2 protein-coding genes are annotated in these 3,207 nt (G+C 65.6%); one reads left to right on the top strand and one right to left on the bottom strand.

Features of this window, described 5'->3' with window-relative positions; genetic code table 11:
* Nucleotides 1-142 precede the first annotated feature (142 nt).
* Nucleotides 143-373 (bottom strand): hypothetical protein, encoded by a 231-nt coding sequence (locus tag ACIWVC_RS34365; protein WP_396455179.1) that lies wholly within the window; start codon nt 371-373, stop codon nt 143-145.
* Nucleotides 374-684: 311 nt separating this feature from the next.
* On the opposite strand from ACIWVC_RS34365, the gene fxsT reads away from it, so the two are divergent.
* Nucleotides 685-3,207, top strand: a complete 2,523-nt coding sequence (gene fxsT / locus ACIWVC_RS34360) for an FxSxx-COOH system tetratricopeptide repeat protein (RefSeq protein ID WP_396455177.1) — start codon at nt 685-687, stop codon at nt 3,205-3,207.

Here is a 3,207-nt window from a genome sequence, read left to right as displayed (position 1 = left end):
GCTAGCGCGGTCATCTTTCCGCCCCCATGAGCGGGTATCCGCTGGAGATCTTCTACGGCATCGGGTCACGAGGCCCAAGTCCCAAGAGACTAACCCATCGTGGCTTCCCAGTGGCGCCGATCCCAAACGGCCGCCGAACCGATCACATCGGAGCGGTGGTCATCACCCGGAGCCGATCAGCCGCGCGAATCCCTGCCGGACGCCGGCCCATGTGGCGGTGGAACCTGTTGTCGAATCCAGCGGACGCATTCGGCCCGTCGAGTTCGTCGTTCACCCAGTCAAGGCGCGGATCGCGGCGTGAACTGGACGCGGCGGCCAGTCGTTCCCTCGGGAGCTTGAAGGGACGAGTGGCATCACTGGTGGTCTGCGGCATCAACGTCTCCTCTGCGCCGGCGATGCGGAATGCGTCGACATGACGTCCTCGGCCACAACGGCGGGGCCGACCACTGACATGATCTCAGGAATTCGCTGCGGACGCCAGGGGCCCGAAATGGTGCGCAAACGCTATGCGGACAACAAAAAACAATGATAACGGAGATCCGAAAACACGTATCCGATCAGCGTGTCACATGACACAGTATGGAACGATCAGCTTCATTACACTATCTTCGTTGAAAAGAATTCCTTGACCACGTCGTAATGCACTGTGCCCCGGCGGGCATCGGCATGGCGCAGGGGGATCGAGTGCACAGTTCACAGACGGACCCATCGCCCAAGATTCCTCAGGTCTGGGGGAAGGTCCCTCCCCGGAACAAGAACTTCACCGGCCGCACGGATCTGCTCGCACGACTGCACGACGGCCTCGGTGGCCGGGTCACGGCGGTGCTGCCGCACGCCTTGCACGGCCTCGGCGGCGTGGGAAAGACGCAGATGGCGGTGGAGTACGCCCACCGGTACCAATCCGACTACGACCTCGTCTGGTGGATCCCGGCCGACCAGGCCGTCCTCGTGCGGTCGTCCCTCGCCAGTCTGGCGCCGCACCTCGGGCTGCCGTCCGCCTCGGTGAGCGGTGTCGAGGACGCCGCCAACGCGGTGCTCGAGGCGCTGCGCCGGGGAGAGCCCTACACCAACTGGCTGTTGATCTTCGACAACGCGGACGAGCCGGAGCAACTGACGGACATCCTCCCCCAAGGGCCCGGGCACGTTCTGATCACGTCGCGCAACCACCGCTGGGCGGGCGTCGTCGATGCCCTTCCGATCGACGTCTTCACCCGCAAGGAGAGCGTGGAATTCCTCATCAGACGAGTACCGAGGGGCATCTCCCCGGAGGACGCGGACCGGCTCGCCGAGGAACTCGGCGACCTTCCGCTCGCCCTGGAACAGGCGGGTGCGCTCCACACCGAGACCGGCATCTCGGTATCGGAGTACCTGCGGCTCCTGACGGAGCGTACGAGTCAGTTGCTCTCCCAGGGAAAGCCGAGCGAGTACCCCGCATCGATGACGGCCGCCTGGGCGCTGTCGGTCGCCAGCCTGGAGGAGAAGCTCCCCGAAGCGCTGGACCTGCTGCGCTACTGCGCGTTCTTCGGCCCGGAACCGATTCCACGAGACGCTTTCAGCAAGGTCGTCCCCGGTCTGAGCCCGCAGCTCTCCGCACTCATCGCGGACCCGATCAGGCTGGGCCGTGCCATCGGTGAACTCGGACGCTTCGCACTTGCCAGGCTGGACATCCCCGCTCGGACGTTGCAGGTACACCGCCTGATCCAGGCTCTCGTCCGCGACGAGCTGCCGGAAGCGGAACAGGAGCGGCTCCGCCACGGGGTCCATCTGCTCCTGGCCGGCTATACCCCGTCCGAGCCGGCCGATGCGAAGAATTGGGACACCTACCTGAACGCTCTCGGGCATTTCGGGCCAGCTGGAGTGGCGCAATGCCAAGCCCCGGAGGTCCGCGCACTCGCGCTCAACATGGTTCGTTATCTGTACGCGTCGGCCGACTATGTTTCGGCCCAGAGCTTCGTTGAGTCGTTCATCGAAGAGTGGAGCGCCACTTCCGGCAGTGACCACGAGGACGTCCTGAGCCTGCGAGTGCAATTGGGCAACCTTCTGCGCGAGCTCGGCCAGTACGATGAGGCGGCCGAGCACAACGTCGAAACGCTCAGCGCCGCGGAGAAGGCACTCGGCCCCGACCACGACACGACGCTGCGTGCTCTACGCGGACGAGCCGCGGACCTCAGAGCGAGCGGTGACTTCCTGCAGGCCCACGAGATGGACGAAGAGGCGCTGCGCCGCTTCGAGTCGAAGTTCGGAGAACAGGACTGGAACACCTGGCGCGCCGTCAACAGCCTGGCACTCGACTACGGTCTCCGGAGCGACTACCTGAACGCCCGGACACTCCTCGAAACAGTGATCCGCGGAGTGCGCGCAGAGAGCGATCCATCCGCTGACCCGGCGTCATACCTGAACATCTACACCGGGATGGCGAGAGCGGTACGGCTCGGTGGGGACTATGCCGAAGCCTGCGACATCGGCGAGGACGCCTACGCCTACGGCATCGAGCGATTGGGTCCCGACCACGCATGGACATTGCGGGCCGGCAAGGATCTATCCATCGCCTGGCGAAGGGCCGGCGACTACAACCGCGCCCTCGAACTCGCCGAAGAAGTCCATCAGCGCTACGTGAGAATCTTCGGGCTGGACCATCCCGACACGCTGGCGGCAGCGATCTGCCTGGCGAACATCCGGCGGACGATGGGCCAGTTCCAAGAGGCACTGGTGCTCGCGGAAGACACCGTCCGCCGCTATCCGCGCATTTACTCGACCGGGCATCCCTACAATCACGCCTGCGCGGGGAATCTGGCCGTCCTACGGCGGGTCACCGGCGACGCCGGGGTCGCAAGAAAGATCAACGAGGAGGCGCTCGCGGCCCTGGAGCAGAAGCTGGGGCGCGACCACCACTACTCCCTCACGGTCGCCGTGAACCTGACCAGCGACCTGGCCGCCATCGGGGAGACGGAAGCGGCGTACCGGCTCGGCTCGGGCAGCCATCGGCGGCTCCGCGAACTCCTGGGCGAAGAGCACCCGATGACCCTGACGGCCGCCGCGAACAATGTCGCGAGCCTGCGCGACCTCGGAAGGGACGACGAAGCCGAAGAGCTGTTCTCCGCCACCAAGGAGGGCTACCGCCGCACCCTCACCCTCGACCACCCGGACGCACAGGTCTTCCTGGAGGGACGCCGGCTGGACGCCGACTTCGACCCGCCGCCGATCTAG

Origin of the sequence: Actinomadura sp. (assembly GCF_044508335.1) — a bacterium.
In the GTDB taxonomy this organism is placed as follows: Bacteria; Actinomycetota; Actinomycetes; order Streptosporangiales; family Streptosporangiaceae; genus Spirillospora.
Note: the sequence above shows the minus strand (reverse complement) of the source record. Positions and strands in the feature narration are given on the sequence as shown.

Excerpts from the sequence above, each read along its gene's own strand:
- ACIWVC_RS34365 (WP_396455179.1), bottom strand. The coding sequence starts at position 373 with ATGCCGCAGACCACCAGTGATGCCACTCGTCCCTTCAAGCTCCCGAGG.